Annotated in this window: 24 protein-coding genes; 9 read left to right on the top strand and 15 right to left on the bottom strand. The window is 73.1% G+C overall.

The features are described 5' to 3' along the window. Positions 1-2: 2 nt before the first annotated feature. The 8 genes from ACQEVU_RS13400 to ACQEVU_RS13365 form a co-directional block, all read right to left on the bottom strand. The gene (locus ACQEVU_RS13400) at positions 3-1,073 is read right to left on the bottom strand and encodes an LLM class flavin-dependent oxidoreductase (protein WP_433323178.1); all 1,071 of its coding nucleotides are present in this window, start codon (positions 1,071-1,073) and stop codon (positions 3-5) included. Between the two features lie 167 nt (positions 1,074-1,240). After that, the gene (locus tag ACQEVU_RS13395; RefSeq protein WP_433334916.1) at positions 1,241-1,849 is read right to left on the bottom strand and encodes a histidine phosphatase family protein; all 609 of its coding nucleotides are present in this window, start codon (positions 1,847-1,849) and stop codon (positions 1,241-1,243) included. A 120-nt stretch (positions 1,850-1,969) separates the two neighbouring features. Continuing rightward, a complete protein-coding gene (locus tag ACQEVU_RS13390) occupies positions 1,970-2,800 on the bottom strand; it encodes an SAM-dependent methyltransferase (protein WP_433323176.1) in 831 nt (276 codons plus the stop codon). Between the two features lie 27 nt (positions 2,801-2,827). Continuing rightward, positions 2,828-3,649, bottom strand: a complete 822-nt coding sequence (locus ACQEVU_RS13385; RefSeq protein ID WP_433323174.1) for an ABC transporter permease — start codon at positions 3,647-3,649, stop codon at positions 2,828-2,830. After that, complete coding sequence (locus ACQEVU_RS13380) at positions 3,609-4,403, bottom strand: ABC transporter ATP-binding protein (protein ID WP_433323172.1); 795 nt, start codon at positions 4,401-4,403, stop codon at positions 3,609-3,611. The genes ACQEVU_RS13385 and ACQEVU_RS13380 overlap by 41 nt, the downstream gene beginning before the upstream one ends. Continuing rightward, positions 4,384-5,067, bottom strand: coding sequence for a MarR family winged helix-turn-helix transcriptional regulator (locus tag ACQEVU_RS13375; protein ID WP_433323170.1), 684 nt, complete (start codon positions 5,065-5,067; stop codon positions 4,384-4,386). Before ACQEVU_RS13375 ends, ACQEVU_RS13380 begins: the two co-directional genes overlap by 20 nt. Before the next feature lie 26 nt (positions 5,068-5,093). Further along, a complete protein-coding gene (locus ACQEVU_RS13370; protein ID WP_433323168.1) occupies positions 5,094-5,714 on the bottom strand; it encodes a hypothetical protein in 621 nt (206 codons plus the stop codon). Continuing rightward, on the bottom strand, positions 5,711-6,049 hold the full coding sequence (locus ACQEVU_RS13365; protein WP_433323166.1) for a MazG nucleotide pyrophosphohydrolase domain-containing protein: 339 nt from the start codon (positions 6,047-6,049) through the stop codon (positions 5,711-5,713). Before ACQEVU_RS13365 ends, ACQEVU_RS13370 begins: the two co-directional genes overlap by 4 nt. Between ACQEVU_RS13365 and ACQEVU_RS13360 the strand changes: the two genes are divergently transcribed. From ACQEVU_RS13360 to ACQEVU_RS13350, 3 genes are all read left to right on the top strand, one after another. Then, complete coding sequence (locus ACQEVU_RS13360; protein WP_433323164.1) at positions 6,048-6,863, top strand: nucleotidyltransferase domain-containing protein; 816 nt, start codon at positions 6,048-6,050, stop codon at positions 6,861-6,863. The two genes, ACQEVU_RS13365 and ACQEVU_RS13360, sit on opposite strands and share 2 nt — an antisense overlap. Further along, positions 6,860-7,414: a DUF4291 domain-containing protein gene (locus tag ACQEVU_RS13355; RefSeq protein WP_433323162.1), complete on the top strand. Its 555-nt coding sequence runs from the start codon at positions 6,860-6,862 to the stop codon at positions 7,412-7,414. Before ACQEVU_RS13360 ends, ACQEVU_RS13355 begins: the two co-directional genes overlap by 4 nt. Positions 7,415-7,890: 476 nt before the next feature. Then, positions 7,891-9,000 carry a ricin-type beta-trefoil lectin domain protein gene (locus ACQEVU_RS13350; protein WP_433323160.1) on the top strand — a complete coding sequence of 370 codons (1,110 nt, stop codon included), beginning with the start codon at positions 7,891-7,893 and terminating at the stop codon, positions 8,998-9,000. Between the two features lie 30 nt (positions 9,001-9,030). Here the strand turns inward: ACQEVU_RS13350 and ACQEVU_RS13345 are convergent, their stop codons facing one another. Beyond that, complete coding sequence (locus tag ACQEVU_RS13345; RefSeq protein WP_433323158.1) at positions 9,031-9,690, bottom strand: copper homeostasis protein CutC; 660 nt, start codon at positions 9,688-9,690, stop codon at positions 9,031-9,033. 114 nt (positions 9,691-9,804) lie between these two features. On the opposite strand from ACQEVU_RS13345, the gene ACQEVU_RS13340 reads away from it, so the two are divergent. Further along, entirely contained in the window at positions 9,805-10,782 is a 978-nt protein-coding gene (locus ACQEVU_RS13340) for a fatty acid desaturase family protein (RefSeq protein ID WP_433323156.1), read from the top strand. Positions 10,783-10,836: 54 nt separating this feature from the next. Here ACQEVU_RS13340 and ACQEVU_RS13335 read toward each other — a convergent pair whose 3' ends face one another. The 3 genes from ACQEVU_RS13335 to ACQEVU_RS13325 form a co-directional block, all read right to left on the bottom strand. Further along, positions 10,837-11,448, bottom strand: coding sequence for a DUF2306 domain-containing protein (locus ACQEVU_RS13335; RefSeq protein ID WP_433323154.1), 612 nt, complete (start codon positions 11,446-11,448; stop codon positions 10,837-10,839). Between the two features lie 146 nt (positions 11,449-11,594). Beyond that, complete coding sequence (locus ACQEVU_RS13330) at positions 11,595-12,170, bottom strand: class I SAM-dependent methyltransferase (RefSeq protein WP_433323152.1); 576 nt, start codon at positions 12,168-12,170, stop codon at positions 11,595-11,597. A 29-nt stretch (positions 12,171-12,199) separates the two neighbouring features. Beyond that, positions 12,200-13,405 (bottom strand): PucR family transcriptional regulator, encoded by a 1,206-nt coding sequence (locus tag ACQEVU_RS13325; RefSeq protein WP_433323150.1) that lies wholly within the window; start codon positions 13,403-13,405, stop codon positions 12,200-12,202. A gap of 113 nt (positions 13,406-13,518) precedes the next feature. Between ACQEVU_RS13325 and ACQEVU_RS13320 the strand changes: the two genes are divergently transcribed. The 3 genes from ACQEVU_RS13320 to ACQEVU_RS13310 are packed head-to-tail and all read left to right on the top strand — an operon-like array spanning position 13,519 to position 15,941. After that, on the top strand, positions 13,519-14,997 hold the full coding sequence (locus ACQEVU_RS13320) for a flavin-containing monooxygenase (protein ID WP_433323148.1): 1,479 nt from the start codon (positions 13,519-13,521) through the stop codon (positions 14,995-14,997). Further along, on the top strand, positions 14,978-15,238 hold the full coding sequence (locus ACQEVU_RS13315; RefSeq protein ID WP_433323146.1) for an alpha/beta fold hydrolase: 261 nt from the start codon (positions 14,978-14,980) through the stop codon (positions 15,236-15,238). The genes ACQEVU_RS13320 and ACQEVU_RS13315 overlap by 20 nt, the downstream gene beginning before the upstream one ends. Positions 15,239-15,284: 46 nt before the next feature. Beyond that, positions 15,285-15,941 carry a hypothetical protein gene (locus tag ACQEVU_RS13310; protein ID WP_433323144.1) on the top strand — a complete coding sequence of 219 codons (657 nt, stop codon included), beginning with the start codon at positions 15,285-15,287 and terminating at the stop codon, positions 15,939-15,941. 86 nt (positions 15,942-16,027) lie between these two features. Here the strand turns inward: ACQEVU_RS13310 and ACQEVU_RS13305 are convergent, their stop codons facing one another. From ACQEVU_RS13305 to ACQEVU_RS13295, 3 genes are all read right to left on the bottom strand, one after another. Then, on the bottom strand, positions 16,028-18,004 hold the full coding sequence (locus tag ACQEVU_RS13305; protein ID WP_433323142.1) for a protein kinase domain-containing protein: 1,977 nt from the start codon (positions 18,002-18,004) through the stop codon (positions 16,028-16,030). Positions 18,005-18,653: 649 nt separating this feature from the next. After that, positions 18,654-18,947 (bottom strand): hypothetical protein, encoded by a 294-nt coding sequence (locus ACQEVU_RS13300; protein ID WP_433323140.1) that lies wholly within the window; start codon positions 18,945-18,947, stop codon positions 18,654-18,656. A 146-nt stretch (positions 18,948-19,093) separates the two neighbouring features. Beyond that, positions 19,094-19,249, bottom strand: a complete 156-nt coding sequence (locus ACQEVU_RS13295) for a hypothetical protein (RefSeq protein ID WP_433323138.1) — start codon at positions 19,247-19,249, stop codon at positions 19,094-19,096. A gap of 161 nt (positions 19,250-19,410) precedes the next feature. On the opposite strand from ACQEVU_RS13295, the gene ACQEVU_RS13290 reads away from it, so the two are divergent. Both ACQEVU_RS13290 and ACQEVU_RS13285 read left to right on the top strand, forming a co-directional pair. Beyond that, positions 19,411-19,794 (top strand): VOC family protein, encoded by a 384-nt coding sequence (locus tag ACQEVU_RS13290; protein WP_433323136.1) that lies wholly within the window; start codon positions 19,411-19,413, stop codon positions 19,792-19,794. 250 nt (positions 19,795-20,044) lie between these two features. After that, entirely contained in the window at positions 20,045-21,163 is a 1,119-nt protein-coding gene (locus ACQEVU_RS13285; RefSeq protein WP_433323134.1) for a GDSL-type esterase/lipase family protein, read from the top strand. The last annotated feature ends 35 nt before the right edge of the window (positions 21,164-21,198 follow it).

Here is a 21,198-nt window from a genome sequence, read left to right as displayed (position 1 = left end):
GCCTATCCATCAGAGGCGGCGCCCACCGCGGACCGCTCAACGCTCGGCTCGGCCGATCCACCCGGGCCGACGCCGCAGATCGACCTGGCCCGACCGATTGCCGACAACGCGTGGTGCAGATCGTCCTCGTCCTGCGCAATGCCCATGATGAGCGACGTGACGCCCAGACGCAGGTACCGCGAAAGCATAGCTCCGACTTCCTCGTAGCTGCCGACGAGATACGGGCAGAAGTCCTTGAACGACCGGAACGGGTACAGCCAGTACGGCGAGTCCGGCGTGCTCGGCTCCTGCTGCCGCTTGGCGTCGTCGAGCAGCTTGTGATGCCAGCCGGATGCGGCGACGCGGACCGTGTAGTCATGCATCCGCTCGCCCATACGATCAGCGGGATAGCGCGCGTGAGCCACCGCCCAGGCCTTCTCGCTCGTTTCACGCGCGATGATGCCGAAACGGATGCCGCAGCCGCCCAGCGAAACCTGGCCCGATTCGTACTCCTCGATCGCGGCCGGGTATGACAGCCTCGTCACCCCAAGCGCCCGCGCCGCGGCGGCACAGGCCGGCGACGACCCGGCAACGAACGTCGTGGGGGCCAGTTCTCCAGGCAGCGACGGTTTCAGCACCGCACCGTTCAGGTCGTAGTACTTACCGTGATACGTGACCGGATCGGGCTGCGTGAGCAGCCTGTCGATCACCTGCCCGTACTCCACCAGCCGTTCGTACCGCGCATCGTGCTCGACGGTGCAGCCAATGGCGCGCAGATCATTGCGATTACCACCGGACACCAGGTTCAGGTCGACACGGCGCCCGAACATGAACCCGATCGTGCTCACCATCCGCGCCGCGGTGTACGGGTGCATATAGGCCGGCTGTGCGGCGACGAGCGGCACCAGCTTCTCAGTCCGTTCGATCATGAACTGCGCCGACGCCCAAGGGTCGATGACGCTGTTGTCGGTGTAGACAAGCAGCCCACGACACTCGGAATTGTCGACCCAGCGGGCGATGTCCGCGACACGCTGACGAAACTCCGCAGGACTCGAGGCCGAACGCGACGGAGGAAAGGTCGAGTACACGTCCATCGTGGAAAAGTCCTTCGGGCCGGGACCGTGCGCGCTGCGTCGCACATCGTCGTGTACCGACAATGGCGACGAGGACGTCGCGCCACACAGTCCCAATTAGAGGGTACTTTCGAAGCCGGGGACCCACCCGTCAGGATGCCAGGTGCTCGAGTCACGCCGTGCGGCCGCTAGGCGGCGGGCACCGGCACGTCGTTGTAGCGTTGCAGCCGCCACCGGCCCGGGTCGCCGCTGTGCATCGACCACTCCGTGATCGAACCATTGGCCGGTTTCAGCGACAGCTGCATCCGCGCCGGCAAGCCACCCAACGCCCAGAACGACAACCCGACGACACCCGAATGGGTTACCGCGACAATCGTGCTTCCCGCGTGCGTCGCCGCGAGGCGCAGCAGCTCCCGGCGTACCCGGAGGGCGAACGCCTCGAGCCGCTCGAGCCCCTCCATTGCGTCGCCGCCGACGGCCAAGCCCTTGAACTGCTCCAGCGACAAACCCTCGTACGACCCGGGATGCCGCTCGCACAGGCCACACCGCCCATCGGCCGGCGGCGAGATCTGCAGCGCCGACGCGATCAGCTCCGCCGTCTCCCGAGCCCGTCGCATCGCGCTGGCGACCAGCACCGGTTCGGCATCCGCCCCGCAAACCTCCCGCAGCCGAGCGGCGACCGACGCACAATGCCCGCGACCGGCCGACGTAAGCCCCGCACAACTGCGATGACCGGCGACCTTGCCCTCGACGTTACAGACGGCCTCCGCGTGACGAACGAGCACGATTCGTGTCATCACGACGTCAAAGCATAGACGTCCGCCGACCCGTGTCACCACGTTGCGCCCACGGCCGCCGCTCATGCATCCCGCAACTTCGGCCGCGTGAGTCGCCCACCTCGACCACCGGCAGGCCCATCAGGGGACGCGGGCGACCACGCCGTAGAGCGCCGCGTCGGCCAGCGGCGGGCGGTCCTCCTCCGGCACCTCCGGGCGCCACTCCACGATCGGCACCACGCCCGGCTCCACGATCTCCAGGCCGTCGAAGAACCTCGCGATCTCGTCCCGCGTGCGCCCGACCGCGTCCAGCTTCAGCCGGCCCGCCCGGACCTCCGCCTCGCCGTACTCCCGAAGCTCCTTCGGCAGGAAGTCCGTCGTGCCGTGCGTCATCACCACGTAGCTGCCCGGCGGCAGCGCGTCGATGAGCCGGCCGACCGTCTCATACGGCCGGTGCTCGTCGAACAGGAAGTGCACGATCGCGATCAGCATCAGCGCGATCGGCCGCTGCACGTCCAGGGTCTCGCGCAGGCTCTCGTGGCCCAGGATCGACGCCGGGTCGCGCAGGTCCGCGTCGATATACGCCGTGGCGCCCTCCGGCGTGCTCGTCAGCAGCGCCCGCGCATGCGTCAGCACGATCGGGTCATTGTCGACGTACACGATCCGGGACCGCGGGTCGATCGACTGCGCCACCTCGTGCGTGTTGTTCGCCGTCGGGATGCCGGTGCCGATGTCCAGGAACTGCCGGACCCCGGCCTCGCCGGTCAGGAACCGCACCGCCCGCTGCAGGAACGCCCGGTTTTCCAGCGCCGTCGTGCGGATCGCCGGATAGACCTTCGCGATCGCGTCCCCGGACTCCCGGTCGGCGGCGAAGTTGTCCTTCCCGCCCAGCCAGTAGTTGTAGCGCCGGGCCGGATGCGGCGTGGTGGTGTCGATCCGGTCAGTCAGGCCCTCGGCGGACGCATCCGTCATGAGTACGCATCGTAGGCCATCACGCCCTTACCGCGTGAGCCGCCCGAGCATCGCCGACGCCGCGAACACCGCCACCGCGACCGACCCGACCAGCACGCCCGCGTCCAGCAGCAGGTGCGCCGGGGTGCCGATCAGCAGCCCCCGCAGCGCGTCCACCTCGTAACTGAGCGGATTCACGTGGTTGAGCACCCGCAGCCAGCCCGGCATCGCCGACACCGGATACAGCGCGTTCGACGCGAAGAACAGCGGCATCATGATCGCCTGACCGATACCCATCATCCGGTCACGCTTCAGCACCAGGCCGGCCAGGGTGATCGACAGGCAGCAGAAGAACGCCGAACCAAGCACCAGCACCGCGGCGGTACCCAGGAGCTTGAGCGGGTTCGCCGTCAGCGACACACCCAGGATCGCGGCGAGCACGATCACGACCACGGCCTGCACCAACGCCCGCACCCCGGCCGCGAACGCCTTCCCCGTCACCAGCGCCGCCCGCGGCGTCGGCGTCACCATCAGCTTCGCCAGCACGCCCGCGTCGCGCTCCCAGATGATGTGAATGCCGTAGAAGATCGACACGAACAGCGCCGACTGGGCCAGAATCCCCGGCGCCAGGAAGTCCAGATACGGGATGCCCCCGGTCGGGATCGCCCGCAGATGCGTGAACGTCTGCCCGAAAATGATCAGCCACAGGGCCGGCTGGATCGCCCGCGTCACGACCTCGGTCCGGTCCCGCCGCAGCTTCTGCAGCTCGACCAGGCACATCGCCACGACCCGGGTCCACAAGACCCGCACCGCTCCGGCCGGCCGGGCCTCAGCCGAGCCGGCGTGCGGTGCGGCGAGCTGCACGGACATCGCTGAACCCTCCCGAATCGAGATCATCGCCGGTGTACTCCCTGAACACGTCGTCCAGGCTCTCCCCCCGCGCCGACGCGATCAGCTCCGCCGGGGTACCGAGGGCGCGGATACGGCCGCGGTGCATCAGCGCCACGCGGTCGCAGAACTCCTCCGCCTCCTCCATGTAGTGCGTCGTCACCAGCACCGTCATCCCCGTCTCGGCCCGCACCTGGGTGATGCGCTCCCACACCCCCGCGCGGGCCACGGGGTCCAGCCCGATCGTCGGCTCGTCGAGCACCAGCAGCCTCGGCGCGCTGACCAGCGCCTGGGCCAGTTCCAGGCGCCGGATCATGCCGCCGGAGTACGTCCCGGCCGGCCGGTCCGCCGCCTCCGACAGCCCCATGGCGTCGATGGCGGCCTCGGCGCGGGCCTTGCGCTCGGCCCGCGGCACGTCGAAGAGCCGCGCGAAGAGGGCGACGTTCTCGCGGCCGCTGAGCCCGGCGTCGGCGGAGAGGGCCTGCGGCACGTACCCGATGAGCCGCCGCACCGCCATCCGGTTGCGCCGCACGTCCAGCCCGAACACCGCGACGTCGCCGGCCTGCGGCGGCAGCAGCGTGGTCAGGACCCGGATCGTGGTCGTCTTGCCGGCACCGTTTGGCCCGAGCAGCCCGAAGATCTCGGCCGGCTGGACGCTCAGCGACAGGTCGTCCACGGCGAGGGTCTCTTTGAACCGATGCCGCAGCCCATTGATCTCAACGGCCGCCGCTGTCATCGACGCCCCTTTCACGGTTTTGCTCGTCTGTACGTCGTTGTTCACCACCGCGTCCGTGCTCACTGCTCGCTCCCCCACGCTCGTGCTCGTGCTCGCTGGCCGCTCGGCCGCGCTCGTGCGCGGCGCCGTTTTCCTGGTCGCTGCCTTCCCCGCCGCGTTTGTGCTCGCCGTCGCGTCGGGTTTCGCGTCCTAGGAAGCTAGGATGTGAGCCATCCGCCGAATCGTGCAGCGTCAGGGTCTCGGCCAGCTGCGACAGCGCCGGAATCGCGGCGGCCAGCGCAACGCGCTCGCCGTCATCCAGGGACGACAGGGCGCCGGCGAGCAGGGACACCCGCGCGGCGCGCCAGGCCGTCAGGCGCGACACCGCCGACGGGGTCAGGAAGAGCTGGGCCGAGCGGCGATCCGCCGGATCCCGCTCCCGCCGCAGCAGCGACGCCTCGGTCAGCTGGTTGACCAGCGTGCTCACCGAGTTGCCGGCCAGGTGCAGCTGCTGGGCCGCCGCGCTCACCCCGATCCCCGGCGCGGACTCGACCAGCCGCAGCAGCTCCACCTGGCTACCGGTCAGCGCCGGAACCCCGAGGTCGGCCCGGACGCGGCGGCGCAGCACCCGGCGCACGCCGTTGAGCTGCGCCGCCAGCGCCTCCGCGAGAGCCTCGTGATCCACTCTGCCAATATACCTCGTTAGCAGAGCTAATCAGAAGGAAGCTCCAGCGCGTACCGGTCGCCGGACGGCTGGAAGCCCAGCCGGGCGTAGTAGGGGGCGACCATGCCCGGCGGCGTGAGCACCCGGCGGAAGCCGTGGGCGGTGAGCTGGCCGCTGCGGCGGAAGACGAACTCGCCGGGGCTGAGGTCGCGGTACCGCCGGGTGACGTAGTCCAGCTCCACCTGCGCCACCGCCGGGTCGTCGGTCGGGCGCAGCATGAGCACGCCCACGACCTCGTCGCCGTTCAGGGTCAGGAACGCGAGCCGGTGCTCGTCGTCGAAGCGGAAGTCCGGGTTGAACCGCGCGATGTCGGCCCAGTGGACCCGCAGCACGTGGGCCAGGAAGTTGTCGTCGGTGGCGACCTCGACCACGGCGTACTTCCGCTCGTCGTGGCGGGTGCGCAGGATGGAGTACAACTGCCAGATGTTGATCCCGGCGAGGGTCACGTTGAGCCCGGCCATGGGCCAGACATGGGCCAGGGCGTTGTAGCCGACTAAAATGACCGAGCCGATCAGGTTGAACACCCGCAGCCGCAGCAGCTGTTTCTGCAGCAGGGACCACACCAGCAGCGCCGAGCCGGCCCACCCGACGATCTCGAGCCAGCTCATGATTCTCTCCAGCCGCGGGTGTACACCACGCCGAGCTTCGCCGCCAGCGCGCGCTCGAGGTCGATGCCCATCGTCTCGGCGGTGACGAAGGCGGTGATGACGACGTCGGCGAGCTCGGCCTCGACGTCGTCGAACGAGCCGGTACGGCGCGCCAGCCCGTAGTGCCGCCGCACGGCGCCGACGAACTCGCCGGCCTCCTCGGCGAGGGCGAGCGCCTGGCGCAGATGCGGTGCGTCGGTGAACCCGGCGGCGCTCAGCCGCGCGGCGATGTCGGCGGCCACCGCCGGCAAATCCGGAAGCGTGAAGGGGCGGGAGTTGTCCACAATGCTCAGCATGACGGAGTTCCTGGCCCCGCTGGCCGAGCAACTCGCCGCGGTGCCCGGGGTGAGCGCGGTCGCACTCGGCGGCAGCCGGGCCCGCGGCACGCACCGCCCGGACTCCGACTACGACCTGGGCCTGTACTACCGCCGCCCCCTCGACGTCGACGCCCTGCGCGGCCTGGCCGCCGCCGTCGCCGACGAGCCCGCCGAGGTCACCGCCCCCGGCGCCTGGGGCCCATGGGTCGACGGCGGCGCCTGGCTCACCGTCGGTGGCCGCCGCGTCGACTGGATCTACCGCGACCTCGACCGGGTCGAGCGCATCTGGCAGGAGTGCCGCCAGGGCCGGTACGAGATCGGCTTCCAGCCCGGCCACCCCCTCGGCTTCTACTCCCACGTCTACGCCGGCGAGACGGCCCGCGCCCGCGTCCTGTCGGACCCGACGGGCGCGCTGCGTTCCCTGTCCGAGCAGACGCGGGTGTACCCGCCGGCGCTGCGCGACGCGCTGGTCGCCGGCCTGTGGGAGGCGGACTTCGCGGTGCGCATCGCGGGCTACGGCGCGTCCGGCACCGACCCGGTGTACGCCGCGGGCTGCCTGTTCCGCGCGGCCGGCGTGCTGTGCCACGCCCTGCACGCCCACACCGGCGAGTGGCTGCTCAACGAGAAGGCCATGGTGGCCGCGACCGGCCGTCTCGCGTGCGCGCCCGCCGGGTTCGCCGAGCGCCTCAACGCCCTGCTCGGGGCGGTCGGCACCGACCGGGAGGCGATCGCCGCCGCGGTCGCCGCGATGGGTGAGCTGACCGCGGAGGTGCGGGCGGCGGTGGGCGCGTGAGCCGCGAGATCCGGGCCGTGTACAGCGCGGATACCATCACGGTCTACCAGGCGTACAACGCCTCGATCGCGCTGCCGGCCGTCGCCGCGGGCCGGTTCACGGCGGCGTTCTCGCGCGACCGGATGACGTGGATCAAGCCGTCGTTCCTGTGGATGATGTACCGCTGCGGCTGGGCCACCAAGCCGGGCCAGGAGCACGTCCTCGCCGTCGAGATCCGCCGCGCCGGCTTCGAGTGGGCCTTGGCGCGGGCCTGCCCGAGCCACTACGACCGGTCCGCGCACGCGAGCGCCGCCGAGTGGAAGCGGCAGCTGCGCGAGAGCCCGGTACGGGTGCAGTGGGATCCCGAGCGCGACCTGCACCTGCGGCCGATTCCGGGCGTGCGCTCGCTGCAGCTCGGACTGTCCGGCGAGGCCACGCGGCGCTACGCCGACGAGTGGACCGTGTCCATCACCGACGTCACCGACCTCGCGCACCGCATCCACGCCCTCGTCCAGGCCCGCGACCTGGACGCCGCCCGCGCCCTCCTGCCGCCTGAGCGCACGCTGACCTGACGAACGCGAAGCCAAGCCGGCGGCCCGCCGGGCGCGACCGCCGAGAGCAGGCGGCCGCGAGCGTGACGCGGGCCCGCGCGGACCGCGCCGTGCCTGGCGCGCGAAGCGCAGCCAGTGGCCGCGCAGCGGCCATGGGGGGTGCGGGGTGGGAACCCCCCGCCCGCGCCCGAGCGAAGCGAGCGCCAGGCTAACTTTCGGACAGCAAGGTAGCGCGCGAAGCGCAACAAGAAACCGCAACCACCGCGCGAAGCGCAACAAGAAACCCCAGCCACCGCGCGAAGCGCAACAACAGTGGCCGCGCAGCGGCCATGGGGGGTCCGGGGTGGGAACCCCCCGCCCGCGCCCGAGCGAAGCGAGCGCCAGGAAGCAAAGCATTGACAGATATCTGTCAGTCAGGTTTCCTATCTACCAACCTTCGGCGGTACCGTCCGCTCGCCGTCGGGAGACCACACCCGAGTCTTCCTAGGAGCCTGCCCGTGGAACGGTACCGTCTGCCGCTCATCGCGGTCGTCGCCGTCGCGCTGTCGTTCACCGCGTCGGCCGCGTTCGCGCTGACCCTGTCCGGCAAGGCCGCGCTCGCGGCCGGGCCGACGGCGAGCCAGCTGCTCGCCCGCACCTCGACCTGCAACCAGGTGTCCAACGGAAAGTACGCCACCGACGACGGCGGCGCGGCCACCGTGGCCATCTGCAAGAGCGGTTCGGCGTACTTCTGGACCGCCGACATGGACATCGACTGCGACGGCATCAGCACGCCGCGCTGCAACGCCGGGACCGATCCGTGGTACCAGCCGCAGACCTCGTTCACCACCAGCACCGGGGCGTACTTCACCTCGGACGTGACCCGCTACTACGTGATCCCGCTGCCCAGCTCCCGCTTCGACTACGGCGCCAGCGGCATCCGCCCCGGCGCGGTCGCGGCGGTCGTGTACAACAACCAGGTCGCCTACGCCGTCTTCGCCGACGAGGGCCCCGACAACATCATCGGCGAGGGCTCGTACGCGCTGGCCACCGCGCTCGGCATCGACTCCAACCCGGCGACCGGCGGCACGGCCGGGCCGGTGACGTTCATCGTCTTCCCGAGCTCGGTCCCGAGCCCGGTGGAGAACAACACCGCCATCGACAACACGGGCTCCGCGGCCGCCAACGCGTGGCTCGGCACCACCCCGACGGGCGGCCCGACCACCCCGACCACCGGCCCGACGGGCTCCACCGGCCAGATCGTCGGCTACGGCAACAAGTGCGTCGATGTCGCCGGCGCGAGCTCCGCCAACGGTACGGCGGTGCAGCTCTACGACTGCAACGGCACGGCGGCCCAGCGCTGGACCCGCGGCTCGGACAACACCCTGCGCGCCCTCGGCAAGTGCATGGACGTGGCCGCCGCCGGCACCGCGAACGGCACGAAGGTCCAGCTGTACGACTGCAACGGCACGAACGCCCAGAAGTGGACGCGGTCGGGCTCGACGTACGTCAACACGGGCTCCGGCAAGTGCCTCGACGCCACGGGCCCCAGCTCCGCGAACGGCACGCGCCTGCAGATCTGGACGTGCGGCGGCGGCGCCAACCAGAACTGGTCCCTGCCCTCCTGATGAGGTCCGTGGGCGCCTGGGCCGGCGGGCTCAGGCGCCCACCCGCAGCCGATCGCGGAGGCGGGCGACGAGCGCGGCGTCCACCGGCGCGGACCAGTCGGCCCCGGGCCGGGCCGCCGAGCCGGAGTGGATCGCCGTCAGGCCGGCGGCGGCGAGCGCCGGCAGGTGGTGCTCGCGCACGCCGCCGCCGGCGAGCAGGAGCCGGGCGTGGGACGCGGCCTCGGCCGTGAGCACCGGCAGGCCCTCGGTGACGCCCGCCGGTGAGCCCGCGGTCAGCACCGTGTCGAGGCCCGGGAGGTCGCGCAGGGCCGACCAGGCCGCCGGGCGGGAGGCCGCGTGGTCGATCGCCCGGTGGAACGTCCACGGCGAACCGTCCAGCAGCGCGTCGAACGGGGCCGGGTCGACCGCGCCGGAGGAGTCCAGGAAGCCCAGGACGAACTCCTCGGCGCCGGCCGCGCGCAGGTCGCGGGCCGTGCGGCGCAGCCGCGGCAGGTCGGCGGCGAAGCCGGGCCCGGTGCGCAGCATCACGCGGACCGGGATCGTGACGGCGGCGCGGACCGCGGCGACCGTGGCCGGGGACGGGCTCAGGCCGCCGGAGGCCATGGCGGAGACGAGCTCGACGCGGTCGGCGCCGCCGTCCTGCGCGGACCGGGCGTCGCGGGCGTCCAGCGCGATGACCTCCAGGAGCATGCGACCAATCCTGACGTGGCCTTCCGGCCGCAGCGGGCCGGTCGTGGGTACCGAAGAAAAGCTTTCGCAAGGATGTCACTCGGTCTTCTCCTTGGCCGCATTAGCGTGCGAACCATGCACCGCCGTCAGTCCGCGTTGGCGATCGCGCTGGTGGGAGCCGCGTTCGCCACCCTGCTGCTGCAGCTGTTCGCGCTGCCGCTCCTGCTGTTGCCGCGCGACGTGCACTGGGGCTGGCTGCTCGCGCCGATCGCGCTCACCACGGTCCCGCTGTGGTCGCTCATCCACGAGGGGATCCACGGCACCCTGCTGCGCGACCGGGGCTGGAACGACCGGCTCGGCCGGGCGCTCGCGGTCGGCTACGGCGGGCCGTTCACGCTGCTCAAGGCCGGGCACCTGCTGCACCACCGCTACAGCCGGACCCAGCGGGAGCGCACCGAGGTGTACGACCCGCAGCGCTCCTCGTGGCTGGCGACCGCGCGGACGTACTACCCGCGGCTGCTCGGCGGGCTGTACGCCGCGGAGCTGCTGTCGGTGCTGCTGGTCCTGCTCCCCCGGCCCGGCTGGCGGATGCTGGTGCGCAGGACCGACTCGCTGGACTCGGTCAGCGGGCTGCTGTTCGAGCGGGTCGCCCGCCGCGACAACCTCCGCAAGTTCCGGCTGGAGGCGATCGCGGTCATCGTGACGTACACCGGAAGCTCCGTCGCCTACGGCGGCCACGCGTGGATGCTGTGGAGCGCGGTCGGCGCCCGGGCCCTCATCGTGTCCCTGGCGGACAACGCGTACCACTACCGCACCCGCCTGGAGCGCCCGCTCGACGCCATGAACCTGGCCCTGCCGCGCGCGCTGGAGCTCTTCGTGCTCGCGTTCAACCTGCACAACGTGCACCACCGCCACCCCGGCCTGCGCTGGCACGAGCTGCGCGCCGCGTACGTCGCCGACCGGGACCGCATCCACCTCGGCTGGTTCACGGCGGTCGCCCGCCAGTTCCGCGGCCCGATCCCGCTCACCGCCGACGAGGTGCGCCCGCTGGAGCCCGGCACGGTGCCGTCCTGGACGGCGCAGATGTCGGGCGCGCCCTCGACGCGTCCCTGAGCCTGCTCGCCCCGCACGGCGCGGCCGGTGAGCTGGAGTGGCCCATGGGCCGGGTCACGCCGCCGGGCCGGCCCCGCCGCGGGTCGTGGACCGTGCGCGCCACGCCCGCCTGAGCAGCACCTCCGCGACGGCCAGGTTGACGATCCAGCCCAGCGTCTGCCCGACCGGGATCATCGCGGGCGCCCGTTCCCCGATCGATCCCGCGCCGGCCCCGCCGAAGGGGATCTGAGCGAGCAGGAGCAGCGGCACGAGGACGCGCGCCGTGACGGCGAGGAACGTCAGCGCGTAGTTGCGCATCATCCAGGCCCGGTGCGCGGCGAAGTCCCGCCGGCGGGCGGCCCGGTAGGCGAGGCCGCCGGTGACCAGCCACAGCACGGCCGCGGTGGTGAGCCCGACCTGCGTGAGGGGGTGCCCGGACCAGATCGCGACCGGGATCGCGGCCAGCGCCGAGGGCAGCACGCCGCCGAGCAGGTAGACCCGCCCGACGGTCCGGTGGACCCGCCGCTTCCGCATGAACTGCAGCGGTCCGAGCACCAGCGCCACCGCGGCGGTGAGAACGTGCACCACCAGGACCGAGTGGTGCAGGCCGCCGCTGACCTGGATCAGGTACGGGTACGCGAGCCCCGCCCCGAACCCGACCGCGACGACGAGGAGCAGCCACCTCACCGGGCCCACCGGCCGGCGACCATCGCGAGTGCTCCCGTGCATGCCCCGATCATCGATGGCCGGCCCGGGTCTCGGCGTCAGCCCACGAGGGGCCCGGCCGTACGCAAATCTTCGTAGCGGGCGTACCGTCGGGCCGCGCGGCGTCGTCAGGTTGAGGCGGCCGTCGCGGTGCAGGCCGTCAGGTGGCGCAGGTCGTGGCGCTCGGCGTTGCCGAACTCGGCGCGGACCTCGGCCAGCAGTGCTTCCCACCACGCCGCGGGCTTCGACAGGGCGCGGTTCAGCGGGCTCGGGGCGGCCGCGGAGTGCCAGGCCAGCAGGAGCGTGCCGCCGGGGCGCAGGACGCGGCGGGCCTCGGCCAGGCCGGCCGGGCGGTCCGGCCACAGGGCGACGTTGTTGATCGCGGCCACGTGGTCGGCGCTGCCGTCGTAGAACGGCAGCTCGTCGGCGGTGCCCCGGCGCAGGTCGGCGGCGGGGCAGCGGGCGCGGGCCTGGGCCAGCATGACCTCGGACGGGTCGGCGCCGCACAGCTGCAGGGAGGGGTCGCGCCCGGCGAGGACGGCGAGGAACTGGCCGGGGCCGAAGCCGACCTCGCAGACGGTCGCGCCGGCGGCCGGGGCGAGCAGGTCGGCGGCCTCGCGGTGCGCCCGGTCGCTGCGGGCCATGACCCAGCCGGCGAGCCGGCCGGGCGTCCCGGTGGGCAACGCGAACGGGTTGCGGGCCATGGCATCAATCTCGCACGGGCGTCAAGGGCTCAGGGGCGGCCGCTCCAGCGCAGGATCTCCAGCGCCACGCCGACGTTCAGGCCGTTGGCGGACAAGGGGCGGGGCAGCAGCGCGTCGGCGCGGGAGAGGCGGCGCAGCAACGTGTTGCGGTGCGTGAAGAGGCGGGCCGCGGCGCGGGTGGCGTTGCCCTGCTCGGCGAGGAAGGCGCGTACCGCATCCGTGATCTCCGGCGGCGCCGAGCGCAGCTCGCCGAGGGTGCGGGCGACGAACTCCTCGGCCCGCGAGAGGTCCTGGGTCGCCAGGGCGACCAGCTCGACCTCGTCGTGCGTGGCGACCTGCTGCGTGGAGGCGAGCCGGGCCAGCATCCGCTGCGTGGTGATCGCATCGAGGTGGCTGCGGCGGAACCCGTCGACGTCCGGCGCCGTCGAGCCGATCGCGATCCGCACGCCGGGCGCCGGGCGCAGCGCCGCCAGGTCGGGCCGGCCGTGCACCCACACCCAGCGGGTGGCGGCGCTGGCGATGACGGTCAGCGGGCGCGGCTCGCCCGCCGCGGCGGCCAGGGCGTCGGCCGCCCGGTCGAGCTCGGCCAGGTCCTGACCGGCCTCGTCGCTCCAGATGACGGCCGCCGTGTGGGTGCGGTTCAGCCGGTACCCCAGCCTCGCCTCGGCGTGCGTCCGCCCGATCGGGGCGCCGTCGAGCAGCAGGGCGACCACCTCGCGGCGCTCCGCGTGCGTCCCGCGCAGCAGCTCGGCCCGCTCGGCCCGCATCTGCGCCGAGATCGCGGCGACGGTGTCGTCGACGAACGTCGAGATCGACCGGCACGACACCTCGACCAGCTCGCGCAGCTCGTCCGGGTCGGCGGTCAGGCTGAACGCGACCCGCAGCCACAGCCGCAGCGCGACACCCTGGCCGATGCGGTACGCGTCCAGCGCCGACTCGTCCAGGCCCCGGCGCACCAGATCGCGCGCGGTCGCCAGGGGCGCCTCGCCGAGGTTGGGCTGGACCCGCGCGCCCGGCTCGCGGACGTTCGCCGCGGCCCAGAAGAGCAGGTTCGATCGGTTGGTACGCCGGGTGCCGGCCGCCAGCACCGGATCGTCCGCGATCGCCTGCATGTTGGCGCCGCCCAGGGTCGCCTCGTCGAGCTCGGCCAGCCACTGCGGCGGCGGGTGGAGCGCGACCTCGGCCCCGGCGCGGATCAGCTCCCGCACCCGGGGCGACGGCGGCTCCCACAGCACCCCGCCAGCCTAGGGCAGAATGCACCGCCATGGGGTGAACCTGGTGCGTTTCGCCCTAGGCCGTCGCCTGCGCACCGGCGAACCTGATAGGTAACCCGTACTGGAGGTCGCCCATGCCCGGGGTCGAACACCTCGACGTCGTCATCGTCGGCGCCGGCCTGTCCGGCATCGGCGCCGCCTACTACCTGCAGCGCTCGCACCCGCGCCGCTCGTACACCGTCCTCGAGGCCCGCGGGGCCAGCGGCGGCACCTGGGACCTGTTCCGCTACCCCGGCATCCGCTCCGACTCCGACCTGCACACGTTCGGGTACGAGTTCCGGCCCTGGCGCGAGGAGCGGTCCATCGCCGACGGGCCGTCGATCCTGGCGTACCTGCGCGAGACCGCGGCCGAGCACGGCATCGACAAGGCGGTGCGCTACCACCACCGGGTCGTCTCCGCCGCCTGGTCGACGCCCGAGGCGCGCTGGCGGCTGGAGATCGAGCGCACCGACACGGGCGAGCGCACCGCGCTGACGTGCACCTGGCTGTTCTGCGCGGGCGGGTACTACCGCTACGACGAGGGCTTCACGCCCGAGTTCCCGGGGCGGGAACGCTTCCGCGGTACCGTCATCCACCCTCAGGCCTGGCCCGAGGACCTCGACCACACCGGGAAGCGGGTCGTCGTCATCGGCAGCGGCGCCACCGCGGTCACGATCCTGCCCGCGATGGCGGCCACGGCCGCACACGTCACGATGCTGCAGCGCACCCCGAGCTACGTCCTGCCGGTGCCCTCGCGCGACGCGATGGCCGCCCGGCTGCGCCGCCTGCTCGGCGAGGAGCGCGCGTTCCGGGCCGTGCGCCGGCTCAACATCGGGCGGCAGCGGGCCGTGTGGCGGCTCTGCCAGAAGTACCCGCGCGCCGCCCGGCGGCTGATCCGCTGGGTCAACACCAAGGCGCTGCCCGAGGGCTATCCGGTCGACGAGCACTTCAACCCGCCGTACAACCCCTGGGACCAGCGCCTGTGCATCGTGCCCGACGGCGACCTGTTCCGAGCCATCAGCACGGGCCGCGCGTCCGTGGCCACGGGCCGGATCCGGACCTTCACGGAGTCGGGTGTACTGCTGGAGTCGGGCGAGGAGCTGCCGGCCGACATCATCGTGACGGCGACCGGCCTCAACGTGCAGGCGTTCGGCGGCGTCACGGTGAGCGTCGACGGCGCGCCGGTCAGCCTGCCCGGGACCATCGCCTACAAGGGCGTGATGCTGTCCGGGGTGCCCAACCTGGCGTACGCGATCGGCTACACCAACTCGTCCTGGACGCTGAAGGTCGGGCTGCTGTGCGAGTACTTCTGCCGCCTGCTGTCCTATATGGACGAACACGGCTACGACGTCTGCCGCCCGTCCCCGGCCGACCCGGACATGCCGACGCGGCCGCTGCTGGACTTCGGCGCCGGGTACATCCAGCGCGCCATCGGCGAGCTGCCCCGCCAGGGCGACCGGGTCCCGTGGCGGACGTCGATGGACTACCAGTCCGACGTACGCCTGCTGCGCCGCGGCCCGGTCGCCGACCCGGAGCTGCACATGACGTCGAGCCGTGCGACGGTGTCCGCGTGAGCGGTACGGAGCCGGCGTCGAGCGCGCCCACGTGGTCGGCATGTCGATGGGCGGCATGATCGCGCAGGCCCTGGTCATCCACGGCGACGTCGACCGGATGGTGCACCCGAGCGGCGGGCGCGCCACGGCGGCCGCGATCCCCGGCGCCCGCCACGTGGGGATCCCCGGCGTGTCCCATCATCTGTCCCCCGGCATCATCGCCCGTCTGGTCGAGCTGATCGGCACGCCCGCAGTCGCCTGAGCGCCCGCTTCCCGGCCCGCCTGTTCCGGGCGTAGCATCGCTACATATGAGCGCGGACGAGGCGATCGCGGCGTACGTGGACGCGGTGACCGGCGCGCTGCCCGCCGGCCGGCGCACGCGCGCCGCCATCCGCGCGGAACTCGCCGACGGCCTGGCGTGCGCGGTGGAGGCAGCCGCCGACCGCGGCGAGGACCCTTCGGCGGCCGCCGCCGCGGCGATCGCGGAGTCGGGCCCGCCCGCCGTGGTGGCCCGCGCCTTCGCCCGTGAGCTGCTCGCCGAGTCCGCCCACCGCATCGGGCTCGGGCTGCTGCTGGCGGGCCCGCTCATCGGCCTGCTGTGGGTGGCGTCGGCCCCGTCCGCACCGGACTCGTCCTGGCCTTCGCGCATCGGCGCGGCGCTGACGTCCGCCCCGATGTACCCGTACCTGCTGGTCCTGCTCATCCCGGCCGCCCTGCTGGCGTGCGCCGCGGCCGGCCCCCTGGCCACGCGCCTGGAGCGCTTCGCGGCACCGGCGGTCCGGGTCGCGCTGTGGGGCTGCATGCTGGGCGACACGCATCTGCTCCTGACCGGCCTGCTGACGCACGCGGCCGGCTGGCCCCTGCTGTTCGCGTCGTCGGCCAGCCTCGCCCGCCTGGCGACGACCGCCGTGGCCGCCTACCGCTTCGCCCGCCTCCGCATCGCCGCAGCGCGGCCGATCGTTTGAGCGTTGATGGTGGCTTGAGCTCGTCGCCGGCGTCACGGTCCTCGTCGCCCGGCTCACCGCGATGATCGTGAACGGCTTCCGCGGCCTCAGGCGGCCGGGGTGGTGGTGCAGGCCCAGGCGTCCTGGGACGGTGGGGCGTAGGCCGAGACGCCCGACGGGTTGAAGGCGCGGACCTTGAAGCACATGTACGTCCCCGGGCTCAGGCCGTCCCAGGTGTACGACGTCGCGTTGGGGCTGGTGTTGCGCGATGCCGAGCCGTTGATGACGGTGAAGCCCGTCTCGTCGCTCGAGTTGTCCGTCCACTGTAGACGGATCGAGGTGGGCCCGGCCGGGGTGGCCGACAGGTTCGTGGGGGGTGTCGGGCCCGTGCCGGCCAGCGTTGTGGCGCAGGTCCAGGCGTCCTGGGCCGTCGGGTAGTAGGCCGACGCGCCGGCGGCGTTGAAGGCGCGCACCTTGAAGCACATGTAGGTGTCCGGGGCCAGGCCGTCCCAGTTGTACGTCGTGGCGTTCGCGGCGGCGTTTCTCGACACGGCGCCGTTGAGGATCGAGAAGCCCGTCTCGTTGGCGGAGTTGTCCGTCCACTGCAGGCGGATCGTCGTCGCGCCGACCGGGGTCGCCGTCAGGGTGGTCGGCGCGGCGGGCGCGCCGGCGGGGGCGGGGCGCAGCGAGACCGGCAGGGTGGGTGCCGCGGGCGGGCGGCTGGCGGGCGTCGACGCCGCCGGGCTCGGGGACGCCGACGTCGCCGGGGCGCCGTTGATGCCGCCGACCGCGGCGGCGTCCGTTCCGCCGGGTTCGACGCCGGCCGCCTGGTCGGTCGCCTGCGGGGGCGGGCCGCTGCTCAACAGCACCACGGCCGCCACGGCGACCGCGACGACCACGGTGGCGGCGCCGGCCACGAGCAGCCGCCGGCCGCGCTTCGGGCCCGGCCCGGCGGGCGGAACGGGATCGGCGAGCGGGGCCGGCCCAGCGGACGGGGCGGCCTGGGCGAATGGGGCCGACCCGGCGGACGGGGCCGCCTCGGCGAATGGGGCCGACCCGGCGGACGGGGCCGCCTCGGCGAATGGGGCCGACCCGGCGGACGGGGCCGCCTCGGCGAATGGGGCCGACCCGGCGGACGGGGCCGCCTCGGCGAATGGGGCCGACCCGGCGGACGGGGCCGCCTCGGCGAATGGGGCCGACCCGGCGGACGGGGCCGCCTCGGCGTATGGGGCCGACCCGGCGGACGGGGCGGCCTCGGCGCGGGTCGGGGCGGCGGCCATGGCGTGGCGGGCCGCGGCGGTCAGGGCGGCGCCGGACGGCCAGCGATCGGCTGGGTCCTTGGCCAGGCAGCGGGCGACGACCTCGCGGGCGGCGGGCGGCACGTCGGGCGGCAGCGGCGGCGGCTCGTCGTTGGCGTGGCGCAGCGCGATCTGCAGCAGGCTCTCGCCCTCGAACGGCAGGCGACCGGCGAGGCACTGGTAGGCGACGACGCCGAGTGAGTAGAGGTCGGACTGGGCCGTGGCGGGCAGGCCGCCGGCGCGCTCCGGGGCGATGTACGACGCGGTGCCCAGCAGCAGGCCGGTCGACGTACGGTGGGTGGCGGTGGCGGCGCGGGCGATGCCGAAGTCGGTGAGGACCGTGGTGCCGTCGGGGCGGATCAGCAGGTTGCCGGGCTTGACGTCGCGGTGCATCACGCCCTTGTCGTGGGCCGCGTGCAGGGCTTCGGCGGCCTCGGCGACGAGGCGCATCGTGGTGCCGGCGTCGAGGCGGCCCTCGCGCTCGAGGGTGCGGGCCAGGGACTCGCCGTCGATGTACTTCATGACGAGGTACACCCCGGCGGCCGGATCGTCGCCGAAGTCGTACACGTCGACGACGCCGGGGTGGCTGATGGTGGCCATGGTGCGGGCCTCGGCGCGGAAGCGCTCGACGAACTCCGGCTCGCCGGTCGGGGTGCGCAGCAGCTTGACCGCGACGGTGCGCCCCAGGACTTGGTCCTGCCCCTGCCACACGTCACCCATGCCGCCGCTGGCGATGTGCCGCGCGATCTCGTACCGCCCGGCGAGCACCGTTCCCGCGCCGATCAACGCGAACCCCCTCCGCCGGCCGGACCTTGTGGCACTCTACGTCCTCGGCGGCGATCTCCCGTCGGCCTGCCGGTCGGTTCGGGCAAGCCTGTTCGGGCAGCACAGCCGCTACTCCCCAGTAGCCGAGCGGCGCGACACAACGTCACCCAGGCGTCATCCAGGGCCCGGCCCCAGCAACGACGCCGGGCCCGATCGGACGCCTGAAGCGCAGGGCCGGCAACGACGCGCACGCTTCGGGGCAAGCGACGGCGTCGGAACCCAGGCCCGGAAACCGGTCCGGGCCCGAGCGTGCGCCCCGAAGCGCAGGGCCGGCAACGCGCGCACGCCTCGCGCGCAAGCGACACCCTGAAGCGCCCTGGCCAGCGACGGCGCGACGTCCGCGCAACGGCACTCACGCCTCACACGAGGGACGCCCCGCCGCCGCCGTTCCGGGCCGGGTCCAATCGGGGCCCAGCCGGCGCCGGATGTGCGGATCCCGCCGCGAGCACCCGAGGGCGCCGTCGGTCGGCATCTCGCTCGCGACGCCGCCGGAAGGGCACTCGCCAGCATTCCGACCACGACCATCGTGCCGGCGTGGTGCCCGGCAGGCGGGCGGGACGGGTCTGGGGTTGCCGTATGCGCGATGGCGCGCGACCCGAGCAAGCGGCGCTCAGGCGCCCCGCAGCGGACGCCCCTCCAGCGCCGGGTCCGCGTCCGCGCTCAGCCCCAGCAGAGGCGCCGTCGTCGGGCACGCCGTCGACGCGCACTCGCCCGCGTGCGCCCGACAGGCGGCCCGGCCGATCGGCACCACCGTGACCGCGAGCGGCCGCAACGGCCCCATGGCCCAGAACCGCCTGGTGCTGCCCGCCCGCCGCTCGGCCCGCCGCCGGCTGGTCGTGAACTGCGTGAACTCATGCCGCAGGCCCGGCCAGTCCAAGCGCACGGCGTAGCCCTCGATATCCATGCCCCTCACCCTCGGCCCAACGACTCGCGCACCGACCACGTTACTCGAACACCAGTTCGAACGCACGGGCCGTTTGGGTCAGAACGAGATGGTGCGGTCGGGCGCGCCGAGGGCGGCCGCGAACGTCGGCGATCGCGAAAAAAGGGCTACAGCGACACGTCCCGGGAAAGCTCGGAACCGGCCTCCTCGGCGAGGTCGTCCTCGAGCTCGTCGTCGAGGGCGTTGCCGAGTGCCTCCTCGATCGCTCCGAAGTCATTGCCGTCGGGGCCGACGGCGGGCGGGGTCGCCTCGTCGGTACTCATCCAACGATCCTCCGTGATCGATCCGTCACGCACAACCCAACAGCCGGTGAACCGACAGCTTGACGGGTGGAAAAGTTTCGATGATTTCACTCTCCAAAGAGCTGGGACCTGGGCGCGGCGCAGCGGGCCGGCAGCCGGGCGAATGCACCATACTGCTGGGCGTGGCTCACTTCAGCAGGCTCTTCGCGATCGTCATCGACGCCCCGCGCCCGGCCCACGAGGCCACGGTGGCCTTCTGGTCGGGCGCGGCCGGCGTCGAGCTCCCGGTGGTCGAGAAGTACCCGGAGTTCAACGGCGCCCGGCTGCCCAACCACGACATGCTGCTGCTGACCCAGCAGCTGGGCGACGGCCCGGCACGGATCCACCTGGACTTCCACACCGACGACCTGGAGGCCGAGGTCGCGCGGTTGGAGGCCCTCGGCGCAACGCGCGAGACCCGCGCCGAGAACTGGCAGGTCATGCGCGACCCGGCCGGCCTGATCTTCTGCGTGGTGCAGGACCGCCCCGGCACGTTGCACGAGTCCAACGCCACCCGCTGGGAGTAGGACCGCTCGGCGCACCGGTACGGGCTTTCGTCGCGTCCGGGCGGCCGCCGGGCTGGCGACCGGCCCCTCCATCGTCGACACTCGATGTCGCGTCATCGGACCCGCCCCGGGCGCACGCAAGCGACACGCTGCGTGCTCGGCACCCGGCCGGGATCTGTACCGGTGCGCGCATTACGCCGCCACGGCGGGCGGTGCTGTCGAGACGGATCGGGTGCCGCCCCGCCAGGCGGCGACAGGAGGAATCCCAACCATGCGACGCACCATGCGCCGGCTCGCTGCCGGCTGTCTCAGCCTCGCCCTGGCCGCGGGCGCGACGGTCGCGCTCACCGCCGGCGCCACACCCGCCATGGCCGAGTCCAACGGGGGCGTGCGGGTCATGCCGCTCGGCGACTCCATCACCGACGGGTTCAACGTGCCCGGCGGTTACCGCATCAACCTGTGGCAGCGCCTCGCGGCCGGCGGCTACACCGTCGACTTCGTCGGCTCGGGCTTCAACGGCCCGGCGAGCCTCGGCGATCACGACCACGAGGGCCACTCCGGCTGGCGCATCGACCAGATCGACGCGAACATCGTCGGCTGGCTACAGGCGTCGAGCCCGCGCACCATCCTGCTGCACATCGGCACGAACGACGTCAACCAGAACTTCGACGTGGCCAACGCGCCGGCCCGGCTCTCGGCGCTCATCGACAAGATCCGGGCGAACGCGCCCACCGTCGAACTGTTCGTCGCGCAGATCACCCCCGAGAGCGACCCGACGCTGGAGTCGCGCGTGCAGGCGTACAACGCGGCGCTCCCGGGAATCGTCGCGCAGAAGGGGACGCGGACCCACCTGGTGGACATGCACTCGGCGATCACCACGGCCGACCTGGCCGACGGCGTGCACCCCAACGCGGGCGGCTACGACAAGATGGGCGCCCGCTGGTACTCGGCGCTGCAGGCGGTGCCGGGCAGCCTCGCCGGCAACGGACCGCCGAGCGCCACGGTGATCAGCCTGCGGGCCAGGGTCAACGGCCGGTACGTCACCGCGGACAACGGCGGCGCCGCACCCCTCATCGCGAACCGGACCGCGATCGGCCCCTGGGAGCAGTTCGACCAGATCGACGCCGGCGGCGGCACCATCGCGCTGCGGGCCCACGCCAACGGCCGCTACGTGTGCGCCGAGAACGCCGGCGCGCAACCCCTGATCGCCAACCGGGACGCGGTCGGTTCGTGGGAGAAGTTCCAGCTGATCCGCAACACCGACGGCAGCGTGTCGTTGCGGGCCACCGTCAACGGCAAGTACGTCACCGCGGAGAACTCCGGGAACAGCCCGCTGATCGCCAACCGGGACGCGATCGGCTCGTGGGAACGGTTCGACCTCATCGGCTGAGCACCGCCACCGGGCCGCCGCGGCGGGCGGCCCGC

It is taken from the genome of Dactylosporangium sp. CA-139066 (assembly GCF_050936175.1).
GTDB lineage: Bacteria > Actinomycetota > Actinomycetes > Mycobacteriales > Micromonosporaceae > Dactylosporangium.
This window is presented reverse-complemented; position numbering and strand designations above follow the sequence as displayed.

Excerpts from the sequence above, each read along its gene's own strand:
- ACQEVU_RS13380 (WP_433323172.1), bottom strand. The coding sequence starts at position 4,403 with ATGACAGCGGCGGCCGTTGAGATCAATGGGCTGCGGCATCGGTTCAAA.
- ACQEVU_RS13370 (WP_433323168.1), bottom strand. The coding sequence starts at position 5,714 with ATGAGCTGGCTCGAGATCGTCGGGTGGGCCGGCTCGGCGCTGCTGGTG.
- ACQEVU_RS13320 (WP_433323148.1), top strand. The coding sequence starts at position 13,519 with ATGCCCGGGGTCGAACACCTCGACGTCGTCATCGTCGGCGCCGGCCTG.
- ACQEVU_RS13400 (WP_433323178.1), bottom strand. The coding sequence starts at position 1,073 with ATGGACGTGTACTCGACCTTTCCTCCGTCGCGTTCGGCCTCGAGTCCT.
- ACQEVU_RS13300 (WP_433323140.1), bottom strand. The coding sequence starts at position 18,947 with ATGGATATCGAGGGCTACGCCGTGCGCTTGGACTGGCCGGGCCTGCGG.
- ACQEVU_RS13385 (WP_433323174.1), bottom strand. The coding sequence starts at position 3,649 with ATGTCCGTGCAGCTCGCCGCACCGCACGCCGGCTCGGCTGAGGCCCGG.
- ACQEVU_RS13330 (WP_433323152.1), bottom strand. The coding sequence starts at position 12,170 with ATGGCCCGCAACCCGTTCGCGTTGCCCACCGGGACGCCCGGCCGGCTC.
- ACQEVU_RS13390 (WP_433323176.1), bottom strand. The coding sequence starts at position 2,800 with ATGACGGATGCGTCCGCCGAGGGCCTGACTGACCGGATCGACACCACC.
- ACQEVU_RS13340 (WP_433323156.1), top strand. The coding sequence starts at position 9,805 with ATGCACCGCCGTCAGTCCGCGTTGGCGATCGCGCTGGTGGGAGCCGCG.
- ACQEVU_RS13360 (WP_433323164.1), top strand. The coding sequence starts at position 6,048 with ATGACGGAGTTCCTGGCCCCGCTGGCCGAGCAACTCGCCGCGGTGCCC.
- ACQEVU_RS13295 (WP_433323138.1), bottom strand. The coding sequence starts at position 19,249 with ATGAGTACCGACGAGGCGACCCCGCCCGCCGTCGGCCCCGACGGCAAT.
- ACQEVU_RS13365 (WP_433323166.1), bottom strand. The coding sequence starts at position 6,049 with ATGCTGAGCATTGTGGACAACTCCCGCCCCTTCACGCTTCCGGATTTG.
- ACQEVU_RS13345 (WP_433323158.1), bottom strand. The coding sequence starts at position 9,690 with ATGCTCCTGGAGGTCATCGCGCTGGACGCCCGCGACGCCCGGTCCGCG.
- ACQEVU_RS13285 (WP_433323134.1), top strand. The coding sequence starts at position 20,045 with ATGCGACGCACCATGCGCCGGCTCGCTGCCGGCTGTCTCAGCCTCGCC.
- ACQEVU_RS13310 (WP_433323144.1), top strand. The coding sequence starts at position 15,285 with ATGAGCGCGGACGAGGCGATCGCGGCGTACGTGGACGCGGTGACCGGC.
- ACQEVU_RS13395 (WP_433334916.1), bottom strand. The coding sequence starts at position 1,849 with ATGACACGAATCGTGCTCGTTCGTCACGCGGAGGCCGTCTGTAACGTC.